Origin of the sequence: Streptomyces sp. NPDC050147 (genome assembly GCF_040660195.1) — a bacterium.
Classification (GTDB): Bacteria; Actinomycetota; Actinomycetes; order Streptomycetales; family Streptomycetaceae; genus Streptomyces.
The window spans coordinates 23,180-42,349 of sequence record NZ_JBFALJ010000004.1; the positions used below are offsets into that span (position 1 = coordinate 23,180).

16 protein-coding genes are annotated in these 19,170 nt (G+C 70.1%); 7 read left to right on the top strand and 9 right to left on the bottom strand.

Annotated features, from left to right (window positions below; all coding sequences use genetic code 11):
• The first annotated feature begins 4 nt into the window (after positions 1-4).
• Positions 5-1,153: a YihY/virulence factor BrkB family protein gene (locus AB0I94_RS08805; RefSeq protein ID WP_363308757.1), complete on the top strand. Its 1,149-nt coding sequence runs from the start codon at positions 5-7 to the stop codon at positions 1,151-1,153.
• A 159-nt stretch (positions 1,154-1,312) separates the two neighbouring features.
• Here AB0I94_RS08805 and AB0I94_RS08810 read toward each other — a convergent pair whose 3' ends face one another.
• Complete coding sequence (locus tag AB0I94_RS08810) at positions 1,313-2,206, bottom strand: NAD(P)H-binding protein (RefSeq protein ID WP_363308758.1); 894 nt, start codon at positions 2,204-2,206, stop codon at positions 1,313-1,315.
• An 80-nt stretch (positions 2,207-2,286) separates the two neighbouring features.
• Here AB0I94_RS08810 and AB0I94_RS08815 point away from each other — a divergent pair, with 80 nt between their 5' ends.
• Together AB0I94_RS08815 and AB0I94_RS08820 are read left to right on the top strand one after the other, a co-directional pair.
• A complete protein-coding gene (locus AB0I94_RS08815) occupies positions 2,287-3,222 on the top strand; it encodes an AraC family transcriptional regulator (RefSeq protein WP_363308759.1) in 936 nt (311 codons plus the stop codon).
• A 25-nt stretch (positions 3,223-3,247) separates the two neighbouring features.
• The gene (locus AB0I94_RS08820) at positions 3,248-3,976 is read left to right on the top strand and encodes a DUF6597 domain-containing transcriptional factor (RefSeq protein WP_363308760.1); all 729 of its coding nucleotides are present in this window, start codon (positions 3,248-3,250) and stop codon (positions 3,974-3,976) included.
• Here AB0I94_RS08820 and AB0I94_RS08825 read toward each other — a convergent pair.
• Both AB0I94_RS08825 and AB0I94_RS08830 read right to left on the bottom strand, forming a co-directional pair.
• Entirely contained in the window at positions 3,948-4,376 is a 429-nt protein-coding gene (locus AB0I94_RS08825; protein WP_363308761.1) for a VOC family protein, read from the bottom strand. The genes AB0I94_RS08820 and AB0I94_RS08825 overlap by 29 nt on opposite strands.
• A gap of 68 nt (positions 4,377-4,444) precedes the next feature.
• Positions 4,445-7,324 carry a glycoside hydrolase family 2 TIM barrel-domain containing protein gene (locus AB0I94_RS08830; RefSeq protein WP_363308762.1) on the bottom strand — a complete coding sequence of 960 codons (2,880 nt, stop codon included), beginning with the start codon at positions 7,322-7,324 and terminating at the stop codon, positions 4,445-4,447.
• A gap of 237 nt (positions 7,325-7,561) precedes the next feature.
• Between AB0I94_RS08830 and AB0I94_RS08835 the strand changes: the two genes are divergently transcribed.
• On the top strand, positions 7,562-8,245 hold the full coding sequence (locus AB0I94_RS08835; protein ID WP_363309023.1) for a pyridoxamine 5'-phosphate oxidase family protein: 684 nt from the start codon (positions 7,562-7,564) through the stop codon (positions 8,243-8,245).
• Positions 8,246-8,260: 15 nt separating this feature from the next.
• On the opposite strand, the gene AB0I94_RS08840 is transcribed toward AB0I94_RS08835, so the two are convergent.
• The 3 genes from AB0I94_RS08840 to AB0I94_RS08850 are packed head-to-tail and all read right to left on the bottom strand — an operon-like array spanning position 8,261 to position 11,791.
• Complete coding sequence (locus AB0I94_RS08840; RefSeq protein WP_363308763.1) at positions 8,261-9,145, bottom strand: GAF domain-containing protein; 885 nt, start codon at positions 9,143-9,145, stop codon at positions 8,261-8,263.
• A 25-nt stretch (positions 9,146-9,170) separates the two neighbouring features.
• A complete protein-coding gene (locus AB0I94_RS08845; RefSeq protein ID WP_363308764.1) occupies positions 9,171-11,192 on the bottom strand; it encodes a CheR family methyltransferase in 2,022 nt (673 codons plus the stop codon).
• Positions 11,192-11,791 carry a chemotaxis protein CheB gene (locus tag AB0I94_RS08850; RefSeq protein ID WP_363308765.1) on the bottom strand — a complete coding sequence of 200 codons (600 nt, stop codon included), beginning with the start codon at positions 11,789-11,791 and terminating at the stop codon, positions 11,192-11,194. The genes AB0I94_RS08845 and AB0I94_RS08850 overlap by 1 nt, the downstream gene beginning before the upstream one ends.
• A 142-nt stretch (positions 11,792-11,933) precedes the next feature.
• Here AB0I94_RS08850 and AB0I94_RS08855 point away from each other — a divergent pair, with 142 nt between their 5' ends.
• Positions 11,934-14,483: a polysaccharide lyase family 8 super-sandwich domain-containing protein gene (locus AB0I94_RS08855; RefSeq protein ID WP_363308766.1), complete on the top strand. Its 2,550-nt coding sequence runs from the start codon at positions 11,934-11,936 to the stop codon at positions 14,481-14,483.
• Positions 14,484-14,510: 27 nt separating this feature from the next.
• Here AB0I94_RS08855 and AB0I94_RS08860 read toward each other — a convergent pair whose 3' ends face one another.
• Positions 14,511-14,702: a ferredoxin gene (locus AB0I94_RS08860; protein WP_363308767.1), complete on the bottom strand. Its 192-nt coding sequence runs from the start codon at positions 14,700-14,702 to the stop codon at positions 14,511-14,513.
• Positions 14,703-14,711: 9 nt separating this feature from the next.
• Entirely contained in the window at positions 14,712-15,914 is a 1,203-nt protein-coding gene (locus AB0I94_RS08865; RefSeq protein WP_363308768.1) for a cytochrome P450, read from the bottom strand.
• 286 nt (positions 15,915-16,200) lie between these two features.
• Between AB0I94_RS08865 and AB0I94_RS08870 the strand changes: the two genes are divergently transcribed.
• The gene (locus AB0I94_RS08870) at positions 16,201-17,043 is read left to right on the top strand and encodes a radical SAM protein (RefSeq protein ID WP_363309024.1); all 843 of its coding nucleotides are present in this window, start codon (positions 16,201-16,203) and stop codon (positions 17,041-17,043) included.
• A gap of 10 nt (positions 17,044-17,053) precedes the next feature.
• Positions 17,054-17,464 (top strand): NUDIX domain-containing protein, encoded by a 411-nt coding sequence (locus tag AB0I94_RS08875; RefSeq protein WP_363308769.1) that lies wholly within the window; start codon positions 17,054-17,056, stop codon positions 17,462-17,464.
• On the opposite strand, the gene AB0I94_RS08880 is transcribed toward AB0I94_RS08875, so the two are convergent.
• Positions 17,436-19,169: a hypothetical protein gene (locus AB0I94_RS08880; protein WP_363308770.1), complete on the bottom strand. Its 1,734-nt coding sequence runs from the start codon at positions 19,167-19,169 to the stop codon at positions 17,436-17,438. The genes AB0I94_RS08875 and AB0I94_RS08880 overlap by 29 nt on opposite strands.
• Position 19,170: the final 1 nt, after the last annotated feature.

A 19,170-nucleotide genomic window follows, 5' to 3' on the forward strand; every position in this document is an offset into this window, starting at 1 on the left:
GGAGGTGCACCAGGCAAATGAAACACCCGGGAGGCCGTCGGGCCGCTGGAACCGGGCCCGCGCTCTCTACAGCAACGTCTCCAAGCGCAGGACCGCCTGGCTGCTGCTCAAGGACACGGTCAACTCGTGCGTGGAATACCGCATCCTGGGTCTCGCCGCCGAGGCGGCGTTCTTCACGCTCCTTTCGGTGCCACCGCTGCTGCTGAGCCTGATCGGCCTGCTCGCGTACGTGGACCGGTGGACCGGCGCGAACACGATCGCCAGCGTCGAGAACAACATCCTCGAGGCGTCCCGCACGGTCCTCTCCGACAAGGGCGTCAGCCAGATCGCGCAGCCGATACTGGAGGACGTCATGCGGGTCGGCAGGCCCGACGTCATCTCGATCGGTTTCGTCTTCGCCCTGTGGTCGGGCTCGCGTGCGGTGAACGTCTTCATCGACACGATCACGGTGATGTACGGCCTGGACGGCGCGCGCGGCATCGTCAAGACCCGCCTCCTGGCGTTCGGCCTGTTCATCGTGGCGCTGCTGATCGGTTCGGTGGCGCTGCCGCTGATGGTGGCGGGCCCCGACGCGGTGGTGAAGCTGGTGCCCGGCTCCACGACGGTGGTGCAGATCCTGTACTGGCCGGTGGTGACGCTGCTTTCGGTGGTGTTCCTGACGACGCTCTACCACGTGTCGGTGCCGGTGCGCTCGCCCTGGGTGGAGGACATGCCGGGCGCGCTCATCGCCCTGGGGATGTGGGTCCTCGGCAGCTTCCTGCTCCGGATCTACCTCACGAGCACGGTCGAAGGGCCCACGATCTACGGTTCGTTGGCGGCGCCGGTGGCCGTCCTCCTGTGGATCGGCGTGTCGGCGTTCGCGGTCCTTGTGGGGGCGGCGGTGAACGCCGCGATCGACCGGGTGTGGCCCTCCGTCGCCACGGCGGCCGCGCGAGCGGCCAACGACCGCATCCGGGAGGCGCGGGCCGTGGAGATGGTGGCTCGCGCCGCCGCCGCGCGGGAGGCTTCCGCGGACCCGGACGACCCCGACATGCCGTCGGAGTTCCCGGAGCGGTGGTCCCGCTTCCTGCCGCCGGACGATGTCTCCTCACGGCTGCGGACGCATGTCAAGAAGAACGGCGGCAACGCGGACCCGCCGCCTGACCAGGACTGACGTTTCCCCTGGCTGGGGCTCTGCCCCAGACCCCGTACAAGACGTCCTCAAACGCCGGACGGGCTGAACTGATCAGCCCGTCCGGCGTTGCGGACGAACTCGGCGACGCCGGTGATGACGGTGCGCAAGGCCCCCGCGCCAGAGCGGCCCGCGGGAAACTCACGCCTTCCAGGCGCCCGCCTCCGCCTGCTCCCGGGCGAAATCAGCGAAGTCACGAGGGGCCCGCCCCAGGACCTCCCGCACCCCGTCGGAGAGATGCGCGTTGCGGCCGTCCAGATTCGTCTCGAACAGCTCGATCAGGAACTCCGTCTCCTCCGCCGGGACCCCGAACTCCGCCAGCGCGCCCCCGTACTCCCGCGCCGAGACCGGGACATACCGGATCTCCCGCCCCGAGGCCGCCGATATCTCGGCCACCGCCTCACGGAACGACATGAGGCGCGGCCCCGAAATCTCCACCACCCGTCCCGCGTAACCCGAGTCGGGGCGCAGCACCGCCACCACCACATCGGCGATGTCCCGCGAGTCGATGAACGGTTCGAGCACCTCCCCGGCCGGGAACACCAGCTCCCCGGCCCGCATGCCGTCCACCAGATGTCCCTCGCTGAGGTTCTGGGCGAACCAACTCGCCCGTACGATCGTCCACTCGGCCCCGGACTCCCGCACCGCCCGCTCGGCCGGCTCCGCCTGGTCCTCGCCCCGCGCGGACAGCAGCACGAGCCGCCGCACACCGAGCGCCACCGCCTGCCGGGCCAGCGCGCCCACCGCCTCGCCCGCGCCGGGCGCGCCGACGTCCGGCATATAGGCGAGGTACGCGGCGTCCGCGCCCCGCAGCGCGTCCTCCCACGTCGAGGGGTCGTACCAGTCGAACCGCACGGTCCCCGACCGCGAGGCGGCCCGCACCGTGTACCCCGCCGCTTCGGCGGCCTCCGCGACCCGGCGCCCGGTCTTGCCGGTGGCGCCCGTGACCAACACCGTCATGTCCTGGGGGTGCTGAGTGTTCTGCGTGCTCTGCGTGCTCTGCGTGCTCTGCGTGTTCAACGCGTTCTCTGTCATGACTTCAGTGAACTGTCCCGCGCCACCAGGAGCCATCCGTCAGGGACTCACCCCCATACGCGTACGTCTACGCTTCCCGCATGGACGTACTCGCAGGCTTGCTGGAAGGCCCCCGCGCGCGAGGAGCCTTCATGATCCGCGCGTGCTTCGACCCGCCCTGGTCCGTCCGCATCGCGGACGAGGCACCCCTCTCGATCATGGTCATGGTGCGTGACACCGCCTGGATCGTGCCCGACGACGGCGAACCGCAGCTGATCCGCCCCGGAGACGTCGCCGTCGCCCGCGGCCCCGGCCACTACACCGTCGCGGACGACCGGACGAGGAAAGCGCACGTCGAGATCCGGCCCGGCGAACGCTGCGTGCCTCTCGGCGACACTCCGGCCGACCGGTATCAGGACCTCGGCCGGCGCACCTGGGGCCAGACGTCCGACGGCGCCGCCGAGATGCTGATCGGCACCTATCAGGCGCGCGGAGAGATCACCGGGCGGCTGCTCGACGCGCTGCCTCCGCTCCTGGTCCTGCCCGTCGAGGTGTGGGACTGCCCGCTCACCCCGCTGCTCTCCGACGAGATCACCAAGGACGAGCCGGGGCAGGACGTCGTGCTGGACCGGCTGCTCGACCTGCTGATGATCGCCTCGCTGCGAGCCTGGTTCTCCAGGCCGGAGGCGGAGGCCCCCGCCTGGTACCGGGCGATGGGGGACCCGGTCGTCGGCCAGGCGATCCGGCTGCTCCAGGACGACCCCGCACATCCGTGGACGATCGCCGCGCTCGCCGCCAAGGCGGGGGTCTCGCGGGCCGCGCTCGCCCGGCGGTTCACCGAGCTCGTCGGCGAGCCGCCGATGGCGTACCTGACGGGCTGGCGCCTCGCGCTCGCCGCCGACCTGCTGCGCGACAGCGAGCAGACGATCGCCGCGATCGCCCGCCGCGTCGGGTACGGCAGCGCGTTCGCACTGTCCAGCGCCTTCAAGCGGGTGTACGGGGTCAGCCCGCAGGAGCACCGCTCGCGGGCCGCGTAGCGCCCGAGCGGCGTAACCTTGAAGCGTGTCGTTCGAGCCCGTCACGTACGCGGAGCGGCCGTCCCGGGTCACCGGCGCGGTCCTGTGGACCCGTGCCGGAGGCGTCGAGACCGGCCCCGTGTACCCCGTCCTGCCCGACGGCTGCATGGACCTGCTGTGGACCGGCGGCAGGCTCCTGGTCGCGGGCCCCGACACACGCGCGTACCGCCCCGAGTCGCACGGCGCCGCACGGTACGTGGGCATCCGCTTCTACCCCGGCACCGCCCCCGCCTTCCTCGGCGTGCCCGCGCACGAACTCCGTGACCGGCGCGTCGACCTCGCCGACGTGTGGCCGTCCGCCGAGGCACGGCGGCTGACCGAGCGCATGGACGCGGCCCGCGATCCGGCCGCCGTCCTGGAGTCCGCCGCTCTGGCACGCGCGGACGGAAGCCCGCCGCCGGACCCGCTGCTCGCGCACGTCGTCAAGTCCCTGGACGCGGGGCGGAGCATCGCGTCGACCGCCGAGGAGGCGGGCGTCAATGCCCGCCTCCTGCACCGGCGTTCGCTGGCCGCTTTCGGCTACGGACCCAAGACGCTGGCCCGCGTCCTGCGGCTGCAGCGCGCGCTCGCCCTGGCCAGAGGAGGCCTGGCGTACGCGGAGACCGCGGCCGTCGCTGGCTTCGCCGACCAGGCCCATCTGGCGCGTGACGTCAAGGAGTTGACGGGGGTCCCGCTGAGCCGGCTGCTCAGCCCGCGGCCGGTCCGGACGGAGTAGCCAGCGGCGCGAACAGGTCGACGCCGTTCCCGTCCGGGTCGAGGACAGAGGCGTACCGCTGGCCCCAGAAGGCGTCCCACGGCTTGAGCTCACCGTGATACCCGGCGCCGACCAGCTCCGCGTACGCCGCGTCGACGCCCTCGGGGGTCTCACAGTGGAACGCGAGCCCGATGCGGCCCGAGCTCTGCGGCGGCTCCCAGTTCTCGACGAAGGAGCTGATGGTCTTCTCTGTGTCGAACGCGAGGCGCAGACCGCCGGGGAGCGCCGCCTCGACATGCGGCTGGTCCTCGGAACCCTCGGGAAACTCCAGGCCGAGGCGGCGGTAGAAGGCGAGTGTCGCGGCCATGTCGGAGACGACGATGCCGACCAGGTCGAAGCGGGGTGTGATGTTCGTGTTCATGCTTCGCAGCGTAGGCAGCCGCCCTCCTGCCGTCTTGAAGAAAACGGACGACGCGCCACTCCTAGGGCCTAGCCGTCCTGCCGGTGCGAGAAGGTGAACGCGAACTCCGCCGGGGCGGCATGGAGCACGTGTCGCGGCAGAACCCCGGGGCCGCACGACTGCGAGCCGATGCCGTGCTGCCCGTGGTCGAGGTGGACCCAGACGGTGTCGCCGGGGGTGAGATCCGTGCGGTGCGTGGCCGCGTCGAGCTGCTCGGTGGTCCAGCGACGCGCGGTGAACCAGAAGGTGGGCTCGCCGACCACTCGCAGCCCGTCGCCGGTGAAGCCCGCACGCAGCTCGGCCCAACGGACGTCCGCCCGTGCGCCGTTCTCCTGGGGGCGTACGTACGGCGTCTGCATCCGGTCGACCGGCGTGGAGTGACGGCCGATGTCGGACGCCGCCGCCGTGTCCGGATACGCCTCGCCGCTGCCGCCGAACCAGTGCGCGTACCCGTACGCGGCGGGCAGACCGAGCCGGATGCCGAGCCGGGGCAGCGGCACCGTCCACTCGCCCTCGGGCGTGACCAGGACGGTGAGGCGCAGCCGGGTGCCGTCCGACGTCCAGCGGTAGACGGTGCGCAGACCGATGTCGCGCGCGGCGGGCGCCACGCGGGTGCGGATCGTGAGCGAGTCGTCCGTCAACTCAAGGTCGTCCAGGCGGTGTTGCATCCGGTGCAGACCGAGCTCGCGCCAGACGAGGCCGTTGCGCTGCCCGCCCTGCCAGGCAGCCCCGTTGTCGTTGTCGGTGGGGGCCCGCCAGACGTCCAGGCGCGGGGCGCTGGACAGGGGGATGTCGTGCAGGGCGCGCAGTTCGCCCGTGCGGGCGTCGAAGGTGCCGGGGCCGAGCCCGAGGGAGTCATCGCCGCGCGAGAGGCGTGCGCCGGTGGCGGGGCGGATCGCGGGGCGTGGAGTGACGGCGAACCCGGTCCGCGCGACGACGTGGTCCAGCTTCGTCCCGTTCGTCTCGACGTCCACCGAGGCCGTGACGTGCAGGAAGGTCTCCGCGTCACGGCTCGCGGGCGGCGCGTCCGGCAGCTTCAGTTCGACGGACTCGCCGGGGCCGAGGTCCGGCGGGACGGCCAGCTCGCCGACTGCGGGCAGCTCTTCGTCGTCGCGGACGTACGACCACTCGAAAGTCAGCTGGGACAGGTCCGCGAAGTCGTGCAGATTGGTGACCGTGACCGTGCCCGCGTCCTCGTCGTACGCGAAACGCACGGGCTGGATGACCCGCATGTACGCGTCGAGCCCCGGCGAAGGCTGCCGGTCGGGGAAGACGAGGCCGTCGCAGACGAAGTTCCCGTCGTGCAACTCCTCGCCGAAGTCGCCGCCGTAGGCGTAACCGAACTCCGGGTGCCCCAGGCCGTGGTCGATCCACTCCCAGATGAAACCGCCCTGATTGCGCTCGTGCGCGTCGAACAGCTCCTGGTACTCGCTCAGGCCACCGGGGCCGTTGCCCATCGCGTGCCCGTACTCGCAGAGGATGAACGGGAGTTGGCGCCGAGCCTCGGGCCCATCGGCGTCCGCCCGGTGGCCGATACGCTCGACCTCGGCATGGTCGGCGTACATGCGCGAGTACATGTCGGTGTCCGCACAGGACGGGTCACCCTCGTAGTGGATGAGGCGGTCCGCGTCCCGGGCGCGGATCCAGCGGGCCATGGCGGTCAGGCCGCGGCCCGTCCCGCACTCGTTGCCGAGGGACCAGATGATCACCGAGGCGTGGTTCTTGTCGCGCTCGACCATGCGGGCCGCGCGGTCCAGGAGGGCGGGCGTCCAGCGGTCGTCGTCGACGGGGTTGCCGCGCCAGCCCTGTTCGGTGAAGCCGTGGGTCTCCAGGTCGCACTCGTCGATGACCCACAGGCCCAGCTCGTCGCAGAGGTCGAGGAAGGCGGGGTGCGGCGGATAGTGGCTGGTGCGGACCGCGTTGATGTTGTGCTGCTTCATCAGCAGGACGTCCGTGCGCATCGTTTCGAGGTCGAGCGCGCGGCCGGTCTCCGGGTGGAACTCGTGCCGGTTCACGCCACGGAACAGGATGCGCCGCCCGTTGACCTTGATGACGCCGTCCTCGACGGCGACCGTGCGGAAGCCGATCCGTAGCGGGACGCGCTCGCCCGCCGTGGCCAGGACCCCGTCGTACAGGCGCGGCGTCTCGGCGGTCCACGGCTCGACGGCCACCGTCACGGACTCGCCCGTGGCGACATCGACGCCCAGCTCAGGCACGGTGACCCGGCCCTCGATCCCCGAGTCGACCCGCAGGGTCCCCGTCCCCGCGCGATGGTCGTACGAGGCGTGCGTGAAGAAGTCGAGCACGCAGCCCTCGGGGCGGTGAAGGAGGGTCACGTCCCGGAAGATGCCCGGCAGCCACCACTGGTCCTGGTCCTCCAGGTAGGAACCGGACGACCACTGGTGCACGCGGACCGCGAGGACGTTGCCCGACGGCTTCAGGAGGTGGCCGACGGAGAACTCGTGCGGAAGCCGGGAACCCTTGAACTCGCCGAGCTCCGTGCCGTTCAGCCAGACGCGGGCGCAGGACTCGACGCCGTCGAAGCGCAGTGTGCCGTCGCCGGTCTGCGGCCAGTTGTCCGGCAGGTCGAAGGTGCGCAGGTGGTCGCCGGTCGGGTTCTCGGTGGGCACGCGGGGCGGATCGACCGGGAAGGGATAGACCATGTTCGTGTAGACAGGTGCGCCGTGACCCTGCAGCACCCAGTGGCCCGGCACCGCCACGATGTCCCAGGCCTCGGCGTCGTAGCCCTGCGAGGCGAAGGAGTCGTCGGCGCCGGCGGCGGACGGAGAGAGCTGGAAGCGCCAACTGCCGTTCAGTGAAAGGGAGATGGCGTCCGACTTCGCATACCACGCGCGGGGCGGGAGGCTGCCGGTGCCGGGGGACACGTCCTCGAAATAGGGGAGCTCCATGGCTTCCATCAGACAGCCGGGAGGCGAGGCGTCACAACAGCCACGCGGCGGGGGTTGTTGGATTCTCGGAGGCCGAGTTGGACAAAAGGCGTGCGGATTGCGGATTTCGTTGTTCGGTGCCGACTACCCGGACGTTATTCGTTGAGGTATGGCATTTGGGTCGCGGTATCGGTAGCTTGCGGAGGCGTGACCACCAGCCAGCAACCCAGCAAGCCGCACGTGCCCGGCAAGCCGCACGTGCCGTCGCCCTCGCACCTGCCCGGCACCCTCCCGCAGACCGGCCGCACCCGCCACAGCCGTCTGCGCGACCAGGGCAGCCTGGACCGCGCCGACCTGGAGGCCATCCTCGACGCGGGATTCGTCTGTCATCTGGGCGTTGTGGTCGACGGCCACCCGATGGTGGTCCCCACCGTCTACGGACGCGACGACACCCGGCTGTACCTGCACGGCTCGGTCGCCAGCCGCAGCCTGGCCGTCGACCCGGCCGCCGAGATCTGCGTCACCGTCACCCACGTCGACGGCCTGATCCTGGCCCGCTCGGTCTTCGAGCACGGCGTCAACTACCGCAGCGCGATGATCTACGGCGTCCCGCGTGAAGTCACCGACCCGGACGAGAAACTGACGGGCCTGCGCCTGCTCACCGAGCACGCGGCCCCGGGCCAGTGGGACCACGCCAGGCGCCCCAACCGCAAGGAACTCGCCGCGACGACACTGCTCGCCCTCTCCCTGGAGGAGGCGTCGGTCAAGACGAGCGTGGGACCACCGGACGACGGCGACGGGCCCGACGCCGAGCTCGGCGTCTGGGCCGGGAACCTTCCCCTGACGGCCAGTTGGGGAACCCCGGTCCCCGACCCTCTGCTCCCGCCCGGCATCCCGGTCCCGCCGCACATCGCCGCACGCGGCGGGACGCGGCACGGCTGAGCCGGGTCAGGGCGGCTAGAGCTCCATCGACCCGGACAGAAAGCGCCGGGCGACCGCTTCGGGAGACTCGCCGTGCGCGAACGCACGGGCCTTGATGAGTGCGAGGCAATCCGGGAGCGAGCGGCCGGCCTGCGCGGACAGCGCGCCCGCCGCTTGGTGGACCACGGCCCGGATGTCGGCACCCCCGTACAGGTCGAGGTCTCCGTCGGGGCCGAGCAGTACGCCGTTCAGGAGAGCACGGGCGACGGTGTCGAACGTGTCCGACCGGGTCGGCTGCGAGGCGGGATCGAAGAGGATGAGCGCCCCGACGCAGTTGCCGGCCGCCTTCAGCGGCAGCGCGGCGACCGTACTCAGACCGAGGTCGGCGAGGCCCGATCCGTACCCCGGCCAGCGCCGCTCAAGGACGGCGCCGGACGCGGACACGCTGCGGCGGCTCCCGACGGCGTCGAGTCCGGGCCCCGAGTTCAGGACGTACTCCAGGTCCTGGGCACCGCGTGCGCGATGGTCGGACGCGGCGACGGCGAGCTGGCCCAGGTCCTCCCCGACGAGGGTGAGCGCCGCGCTGCGCGTCCCGCAGGCCTCGGCCACCCCGGCCATGAACAAGGGGCGGTGCTCGTCCGGGGGCGGAGGCTTGGGCGTCGGCCGCTTCGCCGCCCACGCCCACATCTTGCGCGCGTAGCTCTCCTGGAGCCGGGCGGTGGTGAGGTGCCTCTTGACCGTCGCGTGGTGTCGCTGCGCCGCCTCCGCGTGGAACGGGAGGCCGTTCTCCGCGTACAAACGGTCGTACCGCTCGGCTGTCGCCGTTTCCCGGGCCGCGCGTTCCCTCGCCCGGACGGCACGCCCCCAGGCGATGTCGCCCTGGCCGCCCGCTTCTCGCGAACTGCCTTCCATGGCGCTCATGTCCACAAGAATACGACGCGCGGGGTCAGTTGCCGCGTCCTGCCTTGATGTCTTCCATCAGAAGGACCACGCCCCCGCTGTGCGCGTCGAACGGGGAGCAGATGACGGAACACTCGATGTGCCGGCCGATGCGGTTCACGGCGGGGATCACCACGGGGCCCGACCGCTTTCCCGACGCGACGCACTCCGGGATGAGCTCACGCAGTGTGCCGGTGGGCAGCCCGAAGTCGAGGGAGAAGAAGTCGGTGCCGAGCACCTCGTCCCCACGCAGCCCCCACAGCTCGACCGCGCCGCGGTTCCAGCTTCGGACGCGCATGTCGCCGGAGAGGACCACCACACCCGCCGCGATACTGCTCACCACGCCTTCCAGGAAGGCCCGCGTCTCGTCCAGGTCCGTGGAGCGCAGCCGCAGCTCGTCGTTCATGGTCTCGAGCTCTTCGTTGCCCGACTGGAGTTCTTCGTTGGTGGTCTCCAGTTCCTCGTTGGTGGACTGGAGTTCTTCGTTGGTCGTCTCCAGTTCCTCGATGCTCGACTGGAGTTCTTCGTTGGTGGTCTCCAACTCCTCGTTCGTGGACTGGAGTTCCTCGTAAGCCGCCTGCAAGTCCGCGCGTACGCGCTTGACTTCGTCCTGCAGTTGCGTGATCTCCGTGACGTCGGTGAACAGGACGTTGGTGGCCACCGGAACGCCGCGGCCGTCGGAGATCGGCTGCACGACGATGTCGAAGTACCGCACCTCGTTGCCCACGCGCCGTTCGGCGGCGTTGACCCGAAGCGGCCTGCGCTCGTAGGTGGACCGGTCGATCAGCGAGCGGAGTTCCGTGGGCTGGTAGGAAAGCTCCAAATCCTGGAAAGGGCGGCCCACGTCGTGGACCGAGAGCCCGAACTGGGTGCGGGCCTCATTGTTGATCACCACGACGATGCCGTCCTGGTCCAGGGCGACGCAGGCGCCCTGCGAGGCGTCGAGGATCAGCTCGCTCAGATGACGCGTCCGCGTGAGGGCCTGGGCCTCGGCACCGACAGTCGGCCTCATCTTGAGGGGGGCGGGGGGATGGGGCGAGGTGGTGGTACCGGGCCTGCGACGGAACACCCGCTGGCGGATGTTGACCGCCTCGAAGCGGTCGCTGTCGCCCAGAAGCATCTCGGCCTTGCCGAGGAAGAGGTAGCCGTGCTCGCGCAGCGCGAAGTGGAAGCGGTCGACGACATGAGACTGTGCCTCGACGTTGAAGTACATGAGCGTGTTGCGGCAGACGAGCAGGTCGAGACGGGAGATCGGCGCGTCGCGTGTGATGTCGTGCCGGCCGAAGATCACTCGGCGGCGCAGATCGGGGCGGAAGACGTAGTGGGTGTCGTGCCGCTCGAAGTACTTGTCGCGCAGCTCGGTATCGAGCGCTTCGAGGGCTTTCGCGGGGTAGCGGCCGGCTCGGGCGTCGCGCAGCGCCTCCTCGTCCACGTCCGTCGCGTAGATCTTCACGCGGTCCAGGCTCTCCTCGACGCCGAGGGCCTCCGCGAACATGATCGCTAGAGAGTACGCCTCCTCGCCGCTGGAGCAGCCGGCGCTCCATACCCGGATCTCGCCATCGGGCTCCGCGTCCGTGAGCAGCTGGGGCAGCACCTCACGCTGGATGAGCTCCCAGGCGTCGGGGTCGCGGAACACCGAGGTGACGTTGATCAGGATCGTGTTGAACAGCGCGCGGAACTCCTGCGTGTCGGCCTCCAGAAGATCGCGGTAGTCCGCGTAGCCGTGCACGCCGATGTCGTTCATGCGCTTGCGGATGCGGCGGCCGAGGGTGGACCGCTTGTAGCCGGTGAAGTCGAAGCCGCGGGCGTCGCGGATGAATCCGAGCAGATCCTCGAGCCCCTCGTCGACGACCGCGTCGCCTGGGCGCCCGGGCCTCTTCGCGGGCACCTGCCTGGTCGCCCGCTCAGCCGTGTGCTGGGGCCTTCGGCCTGTCGTCGGCTCCGGCGTCCGCTCCGTCGTGGGCTCCGGCGACTGGTCTTCACCGGCGCTCTTCTCGGTCCCGTCACCGCGACCGGACGGCTCGCTCATCACTGCCTCTTGCTCTCGACGAGTCCGCGGAGGGCCGCGGCGATTTCTTCCAGGGGTAGCACGTGGTCGGCGGCTCCCGACTTCACCGCCGCCGTGGGCATGCCCGCGAACTGGGCCGTCTTCGGGTCCTCGACCAGCACGGTGCCTCCGTGGGCCTTGATCGCGGCCACCCCCCTCGCCCCGTCCACACCGGTGCCGGTGAGGACGCACGCGATCGCCCGGGGTCCATAGGCCTCGGCCACCGACTCGAAGAGAAGATCGGCCGAGGGGCGGACGAAGTGCACGACCTCGCTGTCCGACAGGACCATCGTGCCGTTCGACTTCACCAGGAGGTGCCGGCCGGGCGGCGCCAGATAGACGATCCCCGGCTGGATGCGGTCCCGGTCCTCAGCCAGCTTGATCGTGAGCTTCGTACGGTGGGTGAGAACCTGCGGCAGGGCCGTCCGGTGCCTGGGATCGAGATGCTGGACCAGGAGCACCGGCACGGGCAGGTCGGCGTCGAACCCCCCGAGAAGTCTGATCAGAGCCTGGACGCCACCGGCCGACGCCGCGATGGCGACGACGGCGTAACCCTCGGGGGCGTGCTGCTCGGACGGCATGCACTGAGCCTATCCGGTGAGTGGTCACCCGGCGTAGCGGCGCGGAACGGCAACACCCTTGTCGCCGGTCGGGGCATCTGCTTGACTCCGCCCGGCAGCACGCCAGATCCCCCAGAACGCCAACGTACCGGCGGAGGAAGCCATGGAGATCACCCGCAGACGCCTGCTGTCCGCCCTCTCGGCCACCGGTCTCCTGGCGGTGATCCCCACGCTCCCGGCGACCGCCGCCGAGGTCGCGGCGGACAACGCGCGACTGCTGGCCAACACCGTGGACGTCTTCGCCGGGACCGCCGAATCCAACGCGCGCCCCGAGACGGCCGCCAAGCTCACCGCGATCGACAAGGCCGCGCGGACGAACCTGAAGGCGATGGACGACGCGGGCGAGGGCGAGCTCTTCGCCGGCCTGGTACTCGGCACCGACGACGCTCATCTCAACACGGCCTACAAACGTCTGTACGAGATCGCCCTCGCGACCCGCGCGCCGAACCCCACCGCACCCTCGGACCTCTACGGCAACACCGCCGTGCAGCACCGCGTCATCGACGGCCTCGTGTGGCTGCACGAGCGCCACTACGGAGACCAGGCCAAGGGCTACTACGGCAACTGGTTCAACTGGGAGATCGGCATCTCCCAGCACGTCAGCAAGACCCTCGTACTCCTCGCCGACGCGGTGCGGACCTACCGGCCCGAACTCATCGGCACCTACGTCACCTCGATGGACGCCTACCTCCGCAACGGCACCGACGGCGACGTGAACCTCGACTCGCGGTTCCACACCGGTGCCAACCTCGCCGACATCACCACGAACCGGATCCTCCAGGGCGCGCTCCTCGGCGCGAGCGGCGAGGCTCGCGTCCGCAAGGCCCTGGTCGACCAGCTGACGGTCTTCGTCACCGTCGACCCCTACCACCTCGACCACGGGGTGACGGACGGCCACTACGCCGACGGTTCGTTCATACAGCACGCCTCCGTCGCGTACACCGGCTCGTACGGGAAGGCCCTGCTCACCCGAGTCGTGCAGACGCTCAAGATCCTCGACGGCACGGGCTTCGCGCACGGCGAGGAGCTGGTGCCGACCGTCCGCAGATGGGTGCGCGACGGCTTCGCGCCGCTCATCTTCGAGGGCTGGATGATGGAGATCGTGAAGGGGCGCGCGGTCTCGCGACCGGACGGCGGCTACACCGACGTCGCGGTCGTCGTGGAGGCCGTGGTCGACCTTTCCTCCCTGTCGACCGGCGCCGACGCCACCGCCCTGAAGAGCTATGTGAAACACATCCGGGCCACCTCGCGCGCCGCCCTCGACCCGGCGGGATTCGTCTCGCCCGTCAGCATCGTGCGCTACGCCGACATCATCGGCGACGCCGCACTGCCCGCCGCGGACCTCAACTCCGCCTCCCGCAGCGTCGCGTTCAACGCCATGGACAAGACCGTCCACCGCAGACCCGGCTACGCGTTCGCGCTGGCACGCAGCTCCGACCGGATCAGCAAGTACGAGTACATGAGCGGCGAGAACCTCATGCCGTGGTTCCAGGGCGACGGCGCGTACTACCTCTACCTCTCCGGGCAGGACCAGACGCAGGCGTACGGGGTCGACTACTTCACCACGGTCTCGCCGTACGGCCTCGCCGGGGTCACCGCGCCCGTCGAGCGGCGCCGGACCGTCCCCGACCTCTACGGGAAGCCGTACTACGACAACCCGGGTCACCCCCTGAACTTCACTTCCTCCTCCGAGTCGCAGAACAAGTACGTCTACTTCCCGCGTGGCACCAACCAGTACTCCGGGGGCGCCGTCCTCGGGGCGTACGGCGCGGCGGGGGCGGTGCAGTCCGACGATGTCGCCTTCCGGGAACGGGAGTCGCTGCCGGAGGACTTCGTCGTGTACCGCAACGCCACGGCGACGAAGTCGTGGTTCCTGCTCGACGAGGAGATCGTGGTCCTCGCCGCCGGGGTGGGTGACCGCGCCGGGCGGGCGGTGACGACGACGATCGACGCCCGGACGGCCGTGCCGGACGACCGGGTCTCCGTCACGGGAGAGCTGCGTGACGGCCGCCCGTGGACCGGGACGGGCACGGGGGACCTCCGGTGGCTGCGGTACGCCAACGCCACGCGGCGCACCTCCGTCGGTTACCTCTTCCTGGACACCCCGAAGGTGCGCGTCGCCCTGGACGAGGTCACGCGAAGCCGCCGGATCGTGCGCACCGCCAACCCCGACACCGCGGTGACGCGCACGGTCTTCGGCGTGACGGTGGACGGGGCGGCCGGGGCGCCTCCCGCCTCGCTGGCCTACGCCCTGGTGCCGAACGCGGGGGAGACCGGGCTGAGGTCGTACCGGTCCGGGCAGCCGCTGAAGGTCCTCGCGAACACGGTGCGGCTGCAGGCCGTCAGCCACGCGGGCCTCGGTCTGACCGCCGCGAACAGCTTCACCGCGGGCCGCCACGAGGTCGCCGGGCTCCGGGTCGACGGCCCCGCCTCGGTGCTCGTGAAGCGCGAGCGGCGCGGCACGAGCACCGTGGCGGTGTCCGATCCGACGATGGACCGCGACAGGATCAGCGTGCTGCTGCGGGGGCGCTCCCTGCGGCAGGTGAAGGCCGACGAGGGGGTGCGCGTGAGCCGGGCCCGGGGCGGGACCAGGATCGACGTCGACACCCACCACGCGTACGGACGGAGCCTCACGGTGACGTTGCGCGGCTGACCTGCCGCCCCTGCCCGTCGCGGGCCGTCAGTCCTCGACGGTGACGGCCCGCACCGGGCAGGCCCGCACGGCCTCACGTACGAGGGGGTCGCCGCCGCCGTCCTCGCGGCCGGGGAGCACCTCGCTGAAGCCGTCGTCGTCCTGGGTGAAGACGCTCGGAGCGGTGAGCGCGCACATCCCCGCGCCCACGCACCGCTCCGTGTCTACCTTGACGCGCACACTCGACTCCTACCAGCTGACGGGGAGTTCGAGCATCCCCTGGATGGTGTCGCCCGGCTTGAAAGGGATCTCCCGCGCGGGCACCGCGAGGCGCAGCCCCGGCATCCGCTCGAAGAGCGTCCGCAGGGCGATGTCGATCTCGGCGCGGGCGAGGTTCTGGCCCAGGCACTGATGGATGCCGAAGCCGAAGGCGAGGTGGTGGCGGTCGGCGCGGTGGAAGTCCAGTTCCTCCGGGGCCTCGTGGACCGTGCTGTCACGGTTGATGAGGGAGGTGGAGAAGATGACGCCGTCGGCCGCGCGAATGGTGCTGCCGGCGACGTCGATGTCCTCCTTGGCCACCCGCAGCAACCCGTCCGCGATGGACAGGAAGCGCAGCAACTCCTCGACGGCCGCGGGCATCAGCGCCTCGTCGGCCCGCAGTTCGGCGAGTTGCTCGGGGTGCTGGAGGAGGGTGAACGTCCCCAGGGAGATCATGTTCGCGGTGGTCTCGTGCCCCGCGACCAGCAGGATCGTCGCCAGACTGACAAGCTCTTCGGAGTCGAGCGCACCCTCCACGAGCTGCCGGTGGATGAGTTCGTCGAGAAGTCCGTCATCCGGTTCACGCCGCTTGCGATCGATCAACGCGTGGAAGTAGGCGTCCAGTTCGTCACGGGCCCGCTCGGTGTCCTCGGCGCGGGGACCGCGCAGCAGGCGCCGCGACTGCTCCTCGAAGAACTCGTGGTCGGCGTAGGGCACACCGAGCAGCGCGCAGATCACCATGGACGGAACCGGCAGCGCGAAGGCGGTGACCAGCTCGGCCGGTGACCCCCGCCTCTCCATGGCGTCGAGAAGCCCGTCGACCGTCTCCTGGATACGGGGGCGCAGCGCGGCGATCCGCTTGACCGAGAAGCTCGGGATCAGCATGCGCCGCTGCGCGTTGTGCACGGGGTCGTCCACGCCGAGCAGGGCGATACGGCGGTTGCGTACGTTCGCGAAGCGCTCGGTCGGTGCGGGGAAGGCCTCGTTCTCGCGGTCGGTGGAAAGACGCGGGTCGACGAGCAGGTCACGTGCTGTCCCCTGACCGGTGACCACCCAGACGGAACGTCCGTCGAAGAGGCGGACCCGCGACAGCGGCCGGGCCTCGCGGAGCGGGTCGTAGGACTCCGGGGGGTGGTAGGGGCAGGTGCGGTCCTGGGGGAAGGGGATGGGTTCGGACGCGATGGATTCCGTCATGGACTGACCTCACAAACGGAGGGGATCCTTTTACCTCTCCCATTGGATGCCTGGGGCATCTACTTGGTCCACGGCAAGACAAGCCAGATCAGAGCGGCTTTCACGGGCGAAACTGGCCGGAATCACACCCTCCACTCCACCTGCCTCCCTGAGGCGGCCACCGTGGCGGATTGGCGGGCGCCCGCTGCGGGCAAGTGTTCGTCGGCGTACCGTCCGGGCGATTCTCGGTAACGCCTGCCTCGAAAATCGCTACTGTCCCTCCATGCAAATCCCCGCCTTCGTCGATATGCGACCCATCGGAAGGTGCAACCTCAGCTGCCCCTTCTGCTTCGGTCCCAGGCACGAAGTCCCCTCCATGTCCCGGGGCGTCGCGCTCAAGGTCGCGGCAGCGCTGAGGGACGGGGGTGTGCGCGGCGTCGTCATCTCCGGGGGTGAGCCGACCTTGCTCTCCTATCTCGACGAGCTCGCGGCGGCATTGTGCGAGCCCAGCGAGGACGGCAGCGCACCACGGGTCGTCCTGAGCACCAACGGGCTCGCTCCGCTGCGCACGATGGAACGGGTTCTGCCCAGCCTCTCCTGGATCGCGCTGCCACTGGAGTCCGCCGACGCGGACGAGCACCGGGCGCTGCGCACCGGCGTCGCGCCACACCGCGACAAGATGCTCGCCCTGCTCAAGGAGGTCCGCAAGAACCACCGGCACGTCCAGGTGAAGCTCGGCACCGTTGTCACCCGGCTGAACGTCGGGGGCGCGCCCGACGTACTGAGCCTCATCGACGATCACTGCCTGCCCGACGTGTGGAAGGTCTACCAGATGTCGGAGACCAACTACGGCGCCGACAACAGGGATTGGCTCGCCCTCGGGGACGACGAGTTCGAGTACGTCGTCCACCGCTGCGAGGCCGCGGCCGAGGAACGCGGCGTCACGCTGCGCGTCTATCGCAACAGGACCCGCACGGGAAGCTACTTCTTCGTCGACCCGGACTGCGAGGTCGTCGTCGTCGACGAAGGCGGGGAGCGCAGGATCGGGAACTTCTTCGAGCGGCTCGCGGAGAGCTTCGGCGAGCTGTCCCCGCCGGTCGAGGGAGCCAGGAACATCGACAACTTCACCGGCACCTACCCGGACGCGTGAGGAGCCCGCGATGACAGCACAGGTACGCGTAGGGGTCCAGGCGATCGTCCGCGCGGGCGGGCGTGTGCTGCTCGGTCTGCGGGCCAACACCTTCGGTGGCGGCACCTGGGGACTGCCCGGCGGGCATCTCGAAGTGGGCGAGTCCCTGGTCGGCGCCGCCTGCCGTGAGCTGGCGGAGGAGACGGGCCTGCGTGCGATCGATACGCGGGTCGCCTGCGTCACCGATCCCGACCCGGCGGCCAATCACCACATGCAGGTGGGGGTGGAGATCCTCCACTTCGCCGGAGAGCCCCGGGTCCTGGAGCCCGAGCGCTGCCTGGGCTGGGAGTTCTGGCACCTCGACGAGCTGCCCGACGCGCTGTTCGTGGGCTCGGCGGGGGTGCTGCGCAGCGTCAGGGGCGGGGCTCTCCATCTCCCGTGACGGTCCGCGGTAACCCCGGCGCCTTGATCAGGCGGTCGTCGGCCTGCGCGCGCACGGCGTCCCGCAGAGCCTTCTTGTGCTGTTCCTCGTTCGCCTCGAACTGGTCAAGAGGGCTGGCCAGTTCCCATTGGATCCCGAATTCGTAGCCGCTGTCCGTGTAATACCTGCTGTCCTTGTGGAACTCCACCTCGAACACATTGAATTTGCGTCGGGTCCTGCGCTCGGGATTGGACGTGATGTAGGGCTCGAAGAAACCCTTGTGCGTCGTGAGAAGCGTCGAACCAGGTATGTCTATATGGGTGAGGCGCAACTCGATCTGGCCGGGGTACGTCTGTGCGAGCGTGCGGTAGGAGTCGATGACCGGAAGGAACGTCTTGTCGTAGTAATCGCTTGCCGCGACGATGTCGACGATGTTGTGGGAATTGGGCCGCTCGGCCGTCGCGTCGTGTTTGGTGAACATGGCGAGGGAGTTCCAGGGGCTGCTGATGATGGCGTAGAAGTTGCTGCCCTGGTTCAGGGCGTGGACCACCTGTGGGTGGAAGCGCTTCAGGTCCTTCAGGAAGAACGACGCACCCGCGTGCGCGATCAGCCTGATCATGTTGCGTTCGCGCCGGATCGCGTCGCCCTTGGCCTTGTTGCGAGTGGTGCTCTCCTGAGGTGTGTAGACATGGTCGATGTCGTAAGGGAGTTCGTCGGGCGGAGCCGACTCGCTCCGTATGTTCGCGAGCGCCGCACGCAGCGCGATGGTCTGGGAATGGTCACGCCCCAGGGTCCGGGCGGCCCTGGCGGTGGCCGAGTCCAGCATGGCCACGGCCTGCTGCTTGCGCTCCGCGCTGAGCAGGGCGCCGTCGGCGGCGTCGTACTCCGCCGTGGCGAGGGCGGCCTGGGCGATCAGCGTCTGTTGGTGGTCGGCGCCGAGCAGCGCGACCGCCCGCAGATGGGCGATCTCCAGCTCGCCGAGCTCGTCCTCGGCCCGCTCGTCGTTCTGCGTGGCCCTGGCCAGCTGGAACCGCGCCTGCGCCAGCGCGGACCGGGCGGCGATGGCCTTGGGGTCGTCGTCGTCGGTCAGGCTGGTGATGAACCAGTCGACGGACGCGGCGAACTCGTCGATGGCCAGCTTCAGCTCTGTCGTGTCCCGCCGGATCGACGCCACCTCGACACGCACCCAGTCGGCGGTCAGCCGCGCCTCCGGGTCGCCGCCGTAGGACTGCCCCAGTACGGTGACCGCCTTCTGCGCCCACAGCGAGGCGCCCTCCAGGTGCCCGGCCCGCAGGCTCACCGCGCTCAGGTTGGCGAGAATCCTGGCGTGCTCGGGAGCCGCCCTGCGCTGCGCCCTGTTCAGGGCGTAGTTCAGGACCATGCGGGCCCGGTCGAGATCATCGTGCTCCGCGAGCAGCGAGCCCAGTTCGTTCCAGGTGTCGGGCGCGAAGACCTCCCTGTCCACCTCGGCGATCTCCATGTGCCGCAGGGCCACATCGGCCACGGAGAAAGAACGCTCGGTCATCCCGAGCGCGAGAAGGAGCTGTGCGAGGGTGATGTGCTGCCGGGCGGTGGTCCGCAGCGGCGCCAGCGAGGCTTCCCGGCTGGTGAGGCGTTTCACGTAGCCGGCGAGCGACTCCTTCAGGTCCACGCGGGCACTGCCCTGCGCTTCGAGTGCGTCCTCGGCCGCGGTCAGCGCCTCACCTATGTGGGCGATCGTCGTCATG

Coding starts and splice junctions, on each gene's coding strand:
- AB0I94_RS08855 (WP_363308766.1), top strand. CDS start 11,934: ATGGAGATCACCCGCAGACGCCTGCTGTCCGCCCTCTCGGCCACCGGT.
- AB0I94_RS08815 (WP_363308759.1), top strand. CDS start 2,287: ATGGACGTACTCGCAGGCTTGCTGGAAGGCCCCCGCGCGCGAGGAGCC.
- AB0I94_RS08810 (WP_363308758.1), bottom strand. CDS start 2,206: ATGACAGAGAACGCGTTGAACACGCAGAGCACGCAGAGCACGCAGAGC.
- AB0I94_RS08875 (WP_363308769.1), top strand. CDS start 17,054: ATGACAGCACAGGTACGCGTAGGGGTCCAGGCGATCGTCCGCGCGGGC.
- AB0I94_RS08830 (WP_363308762.1), bottom strand. CDS start 7,324: ATGGAGCTCCCCTATTTCGAGGACGTGTCCCCCGGCACCGGCAGCCTC.
- AB0I94_RS08850 (WP_363308765.1), bottom strand. CDS start 11,791: ATGCCGTCCGAGCAGCACGCCCCCGAGGGTTACGCCGTCGTCGCCATC.
- AB0I94_RS08845 (WP_363308764.1), bottom strand. CDS start 11,192: ATGAGCGAGCCGTCCGGTCGCGGTGACGGGACCGAGAAGAGCGCCGGT.
- AB0I94_RS08870 (WP_363309024.1), top strand. CDS start 16,201: ATGCGACCCATCGGAAGGTGCAACCTCAGCTGCCCCTTCTGCTTCGGT.
- AB0I94_RS08825 (WP_363308761.1), bottom strand. CDS start 4,376: ATGAACACGAACATCACACCCCGCTTCGACCTGGTCGGCATCGTCGTC.
- AB0I94_RS08840 (WP_363308763.1), bottom strand. CDS start 9,145: ATGAGCGCCATGGAAGGCAGTTCGCGAGAAGCGGGCGGCCAGGGCGAC.
- AB0I94_RS08865 (WP_363308768.1), bottom strand. CDS start 15,914: ATGACGGAATCCATCGCGTCCGAACCCATCCCCTTCCCCCAGGACCGC.
- AB0I94_RS08880 (WP_363308770.1), bottom strand. CDS start 19,169: ATGACGACGATCGCCCACATAGGTGAGGCGCTGACCGCGGCCGAGGAC.